At 59.6% G+C, this 492-nt stretch carries 1 protein-coding gene; it reads left to right on the forward strand.

Annotated elements, in window-relative coordinates:
* On the forward strand, positions 1-492 hold a 492-nt coding region (gene pyrG, locus P8X48_11775), incomplete at both ends, for a CTP synthetase (protein ID MEJ2107982.1).

Consider the following 492-nt stretch of genomic DNA (forward strand, 5'->3'; position numbering starts at 1 on the left):
CGTCACGGAGGATGGTGCGGAAACGGATCTCGATCTGGGTCACTACGAGCGTTTCGTGCGTACCACCATGAAACGCAGCAACAATTTCACTACGGGTCGCATCTACGAGAATGTCATTGCCAAGGAGCGTCGCGGCGATTACCTGGGCGCGACCGTGCAGGTCATCCCTCACATTACCGACGAGATTAAGCGTTGCATCATCGAGGGGGCCAACGGGGCCGACGTGGCCATGGTAGAAATCGGCGGCACGGTGGGCGACATCGAATCGCTGCCGTTTCTCGAGGCCATTCGCCAAATGGGCATCGAGCAGGGTGAAGGCAACTGCATCTATATCCATCTCACCCTGGTGCCGTTCATCGCCGCCGCGGGTGAACTGAAGACCAAGCCGACCCAGCACTCGGTCAAGGAACTGCGATCCATCGGTATCCAGCCCGATGTTCTCTTGTGCCGCAGCGACCGGCCGCTGCCAGAAGGGGAACGCCGCAATATCGC

Source organism: Acidiferrobacteraceae bacterium (assembly GCA_037388825.1).
Taxonomy (GTDB): Bacteria; Pseudomonadota; Gammaproteobacteria; order Acidiferrobacterales; family JAJDNE01; genus JARRJV01.